This is a genomic window from Vibrio sp. TRT 2004, from assembly GCF_050113735.1.
Taxonomy (GTDB): domain Bacteria; phylum Pseudomonadota; class Gammaproteobacteria; order Enterobacterales; family Vibrionaceae; genus Vibrio.
Genome location: NZ_JBNJOH010000147.1, coordinates 1 through 683, shown reverse-complemented (window position 1 = coordinate 683; position 683 = coordinate 1). Strand labels below are relative to the sequence as shown.

Here is a 683-nt window from a genome sequence, read left to right as displayed (position 1 = left end):
GCAATATCCACTAGATATGACAAGTTGAAAAGGAACTATGCCAGCATGGTATCGCTGGCATTTATGTTAATGTGGCTGCCAATGTATTGCTGAGCATAAAACGTGCAGCAAAGATCAACACGCCCTAGGAAAGTCCCCAAAAATTGTAGCAATCTAGCAACAAAATGGATTGTGCAAGAAATCCCATATAGCCAAGCACTTAACTACAATTATTATGCTGATGAAGATGTAGGCGCTGAAGGGTACATTTTGTTTAATGATGATATCGCGATAATCGGCATACGAGGCACAGAGCCATATTTTGAGAACAGAAATAGAGTAGAAGACACTCATTTTCTCAAAATTGTCAAAGCCGCTTCTGGAATAGAAGTTCTGTTGGTAGATAAATTAGGCGACACAATTCAATCCCCCTTCGTACAGGACATGGTAAAGACTAATTTTGATCTCGCACAAATTGCTCCTTCTGAGTTTGGGGGAGCTTATTTGCATCGCGGATTTTATCAGTATGCGATGGCGTTATGGAACTCACTAAAAGACGATTTCAAAGAACTTCATAGGCACAAGGAAATATACTGTGCGGGGCATAGCCTCGGTGGCGCAGCTGCGCTGATCATGAGCGCATTAATACAAGATACCTATTCGCCATCAACATTGCGTTTGTACACTTACGGAATGCCGCGCAC

The 683-nt window shown here is 42.2% G+C and carries 1 protein-coding gene and 1 pseudogene; both read left to right on the top strand.

Translation table 11 applies throughout. The features are described 5' to 3' along the window. Window positions 1-93: pseudogene (locus ACQEXR_RS20320) on the top strand (IS5/IS1182 family transposase); the annotation flags it as partial. Window positions 94-171: 78 nt separating this feature from the next. Then, window positions 172-683, top strand: a 512-nt coding sequence (locus ACQEXR_RS20315) for a lipase family protein (protein ID WP_427021055.1), incomplete at its 3' end; no start/stop codon positions are given.